The organism is Nitrososphaera sp. (assembly GCF_050748925.1).
Taxonomy (GTDB): domain Archaea; phylum Thermoproteota; class Nitrososphaeria; order Nitrososphaerales; family Nitrososphaeraceae; genus Nitrososphaera.
The window spans coordinates 1-3,821 of sequence record NZ_JBOGQF010000153.1; the positions used below are offsets into that span (position 1 = coordinate 1).

The following is a 3,821-nucleotide window of genomic DNA, read 5'->3' on the forward strand; positions in this document are numbered from 1 at the left end:
TTTCAGCTCAATGTCTACATAGTCCTCTTCAATACCTGCGACGCAGTCGGTGGTCACCATCTTGATCGGCTGGAAATGGACCCTGCCTGCCGGGACGCTGCCGGCCTTTTGCATGTCGCCGAGCCTCTTTTCAAGGCCGTCCCTGTGGTCGTCGCACACGACTGCGACCATGTACTCGCCGTCCCTGGACTTTATGGAAACGACGTATGTGGGGGGCAACTCGCAACCGATATTGTCAATCTTGACTGAGCAGCTCTCTGGCAGAAGCACTGCTTTATACTCTAAATGAAGCAATATAAAATTTGCAACGGGGAAATTTATAAAACGGTGCCGTTTCCATGCTGGTGTTATGGGGAGCAGAAGAAGAAAATCAACGGCCCGGCCTATGAGCAGGGCCCGAATGACTGATGGCAAGTGCCCCAAGTGCACAACCATAGTAAAGTTCAAAGTTTCTGGGGACGTAGGCAAAGAAATCTATGAATGCACTTCCTGCATGTCAAAGTGGTCGATAGACCAGCTCTAAGCGGCACGACTCTTTTTTCCTAGCTGCCCTCAGCGGTGCTACTGTTGATCTGTGCAAGGGGCACCTGGCCGGGGTTGCGATACTTTACTACCTGCGACACGCCCTGCCGAGGGTAGACGCCATAGATGAGCGTCGCCTTGGCGACAGTCGAGTCCTTCAGGGTCACCATGATTATCTGGCTGTTCTGTGACCTCTCTGTGAGGATCTTGGAGAGGCGCTCTGTGTTTTGCGCGTCAAGGTGCGCGTCCACCTCGTCCATCAGGTAGAAAGGCGACGGCTTTAGCGACTGCAGGGCGAGCAGGAACACCGTCGCGGTGATGGTCTTTTCGCCGCCAGACAGCGCGGTCGACTCGCGGGCGACCTTGCCGGGAAACGCGACCAGCAGCATCACGCCTCCCGCAAACACGTCGTCGGCGTTTTCAAGCTCCAGGCGAGCCGAGCCTCCCGTGAGCCGGGAAAACGTGTTGCGGATGTCGTCGTCGACCTTTGTGTATGCGTCCATGAACATCTCTTTCTTTTCCTTTACTATCTGCTCGATGAACGAAACGATAGAGTTGCGCTCTGTCTCCAGCTGGTTGCGCCTGCTCGACATGCCCCTGTAGCCTTCCATAACCTGCACGTACGCCTCGTCCGCGCGCAGGTTTATCCTGAGCTTGACCGACTCGTATTCTACATCTAGCTCTTTTATGGCCAGTTCAACGTCCATGGGCTCCAGCAAGACCTTGTAGCCGAGCCACACCAGGTCGTTTGTCAGGCGCGACTCGTGCCCCGACAGGTCTGCCACGTCCTTTCTGAGGAGCGCCGACTCGCGCTCCAGTATGTTGTTTTCCCTGGACAGCCTGCGCTCTTCCTCTGAAATGGCCTTTATCTTGCGCTCATAATCCTGGAGCACGCTGTACGAGTTGCCAGACGAGTCGATAATCTGCTGTTCCTGCTCCCTGAGCGCCTTTAGCTCTGTCTCGAGCGATTGCGACTTGGACTGCATGTCGCCGGCCTGCTTTTTGCGCTGCTCCAGTTCAAGCGACAGCCTCTCGCGCTCGTCGTCCATGTCGCCCAGCTGGCGCTGGTCAAACTCGAACTTGCTTTCTATGCCGCTCAGAGACTGGGTGAACTGGTTTATCTCGGCGTTGAGCGAGTCGGACTGCCTGACTATTTGGTTCCGCTCCACGTTTTTGCCTGCCAGTTCCGCTTTGGCGGCAGACTCGTCGATGCTCTGCAGCCTGCCTGATATCTTGGCAATCGTCGGAGCAATGAGTGCAAGCCTGCGCTTTTGCCTTTCCGCGTCCTGCGCCAGAGCGTCTGCCTCTGACTGGAGCGCCTGGCCCGTGGCAGAGATCTCGGCAAGCGCCTTTTCCTTTGACCTTGCTATCTCTGATTCCGACGCGAGCCTGCTTTCGCCGCTTGCGATGCCCAGTTCCAGTTTCATCCTTTCCGACTCTGCAGCAGTCAGCCTGTCTGTCGTCTCTCGCAGCTGCAGGTTCTTTTTCTCAACCATCTTGTTCAGCTTGCCGAGCATGTCGCGCAGGTCCTCGACCGAGTCGCCGAGGATTATGGCCTTTGTGAGGTCGGAAAAACGCGATCCAAAGTCAAGCGCCATCGAGCCGCCCTCCGGCTCAAACAGCTCGCCCTCTACGGAAACCGCCCTGTAGCCCTGCCTTGCAAGCATGTACGCAGACGACGAGTTCTTGACCACGAGCACGTCAGAGAAAAGGAACGCCGGCAGCTTTTCATGGTCAGAGTGGCAAAAGTCTGCCAGGCTGCCGACCACGTTGACGTCGCCCATCGCGTCCTTGGCGGGGTATGGCCTGTAGCGGTTTACGATGTCAAGCGGGATTATGCGCAGGCGGGGCAGCTTTTTCTCCTTGGCATATGCCGCGATGGCTATCATCGACTTGACGTCGTCTACCACAAACGCCTTCATCCACTCTGAGCCTGCCGCAAGCACGCAGCGCTCATAGTTCTCGTCCCATGTCACAAGGTCGTGGACTATGCCCTTTATGCCGAACCTGTCCTTTTCCTTTGTCAGCTCGGCGATGGCAAAGTCCTCGTTCATGGCGTGCTTGGCGACGCTTGCCCTCTCTTCGAATTTCGTCGCCATCGTGCCTGCCTTGGAGACGAGCGCCGCCGAGCCGGCAAGCTCGCGCTCTAGGCCCGTCTTGGCCTCGCTCAGGCTGCTGATCGATTCGATGGCCTGGCGCAGGCGCTCGCCGTCTGCCCGCAGTGCCTGATCAAGCTCTGCAATCCTCTTTCTGGCGCCGTCCACTTCGTGCTGGAGCGCAACCGTTGCCGATTCGTCTGCGCCCTTTTTGTACGCGTTGGTCTTGTCCTTTTCCTCCGTCCTGGCCGCCGCAAGCTCTATCGCGCTTTTCAGCGACGACAGCCGCCTCGCCCTGCCCTCGAGTTTCTGCCTGGCGCCGGTATAGCGGGAGATGACACCGGTTATGCGCTCAATTTCCGAATTGATGCCTTCGAGTCTTGATTTGAGCTCTGCAATACCCTCTTTTTTCTGCCCTATCGACGAGCGCAGCCTCTCGACGTCTGCCTTCATGTTCTCTGAGCGCAGGACTATTGCCTGCTTGCCGGACTCTATCTGCGGCAGCCTCCGTTCAATGTCTGCTATCCTGCGCTGCGACTCGCCAAGCATCGCCTTGGCTCTTTCTGATTCTAGCACGGCGGCGGTGATCCTGGTGGCGACCTGTGCCTTGGCCTTGTTGGCAGCGTCGACTTCTTCCATGAATTTCGCCTTCTCTGTCTCTCGCGCTTCTATCTCTTGCCTCAATTCGTCTATCTGCCTGGCAAGTTGAGACGAGCGCTGGTTATTGCTATCGAGGATCTGCGTGCTCGTTGCCAGCTTGGCCCTCACGTTGCGGATGTTGTTTGACACCTGCACCGCCTTGAACCGCCTTAACTCTGATCCAATCTGCTCGTAGCGCAGCTGGTCGTTGCGCTCTGCCTCCAGCTCGTCTATGCGCTTTCGGATCTCGCCCATGCGGGCAAATGCGACTTCGAGCCTGCGGTCGGCCTCGTCGAGCTGCTTTAACGCCTCGGCCTTTTTCTCGTCAAAATACGAAAGCCCGACAATGTCTTCAATGATCTTGCGCCTCTCCTCCGAGTTGAGCTCGGAGATCCTGGTTATCATGCCCTGCTGGACAATGTTGAGCTTGTTTGGAGTCGACAGCACCACCTCGAGCAGCTCCATTATTGCCGCCTTGGACACCTTTCTGCCGTTCAGCAGGTACTGGGACTCGCCTGTCTGGCCCTCCATTTCGCGAGTCAGCGTGACCGTGTCCTCGTCCAT

The 3,821-nt window shown here is 57.1% G+C and carries 3 protein-coding genes; 1 reads left to right on the forward strand and 2 read right to left on the reverse strand.

Annotated elements, in window-relative coordinates; genetic code table 11:
- A partial coding sequence (locus ACREAY_RS10430; protein WP_431755708.1) for a hypothetical protein occupies positions 1 to 270 on the reverse strand: 270 nt, incomplete at its 3' end.
- 115 nt (positions 271 to 385) lie between these two features.
- Here ACREAY_RS10430 and ACREAY_RS10435 point away from each other — a divergent pair.
- Positions 386 to 523: a hypothetical protein gene (locus ACREAY_RS10435; RefSeq protein WP_431755709.1), complete on the forward strand. Its 138-nt coding sequence runs from the start codon at positions 386 to 388 to the stop codon at positions 521 to 523.
- Between the two features lie 19 nt (positions 524 to 542).
- Here the strand turns inward: ACREAY_RS10435 and ACREAY_RS10440 are convergent.
- Positions 543 to 3,821, reverse strand: a 3,279-nt coding sequence (locus tag ACREAY_RS10440) for a hypothetical protein (protein ID WP_431755710.1), incomplete at its 5' end; no start/stop codon positions are given.

Excerpts from the sequence above, each read along its gene's own strand:
- ACREAY_RS10435 (WP_431755709.1), top strand. The coding sequence starts at position 386 with ATGAGCAGGGCCCGAATGACTGATGGCAAGTGCCCCAAGTGCACAACC.